Below are 230 nucleotides of genomic sequence, written 5' to 3'. Positions count from 1 at the left end.
GGGGCTATAGCTCAGCTGGGAGAGCGCCTGCATGGCATGCAGGAGGTCAGCGGTTCGATCCCGCTTAGCTCCACCAAATTCCGCTTCACGATCAGTCAGGTTGGTCGGGAAGAAAGATCGGTTCCAGCAAATCGGTCTTGAAGGTAGAAGGTTCGTCCCCTTCGTCTAGTGGCCTAGGACACCGCCCTTTCACGGCGGTAACAGGGGTTCGAGTCCCCTAGGGGACGCCA

The 230-nt window shown here is 58.7% G+C and carries 2 tRNA genes; both read left to right on the top strand.

Features of this window, described 5'->3' with window-relative positions:
• Positions 1 to 76 (top strand) — tRNA-Ala (locus AC1MHZ_RS23555).
• Between the two features lie 78 nt (positions 77 to 154).
• A tRNA-Glu gene (locus AC1MHZ_RS23550) sits at positions 155 to 230 on the top strand.

The organism is Pseudomonas sp. FA-1 (assembly GCF_056856075.1).
This window is presented reverse-complemented; position numbering and strand designations above follow the sequence as displayed.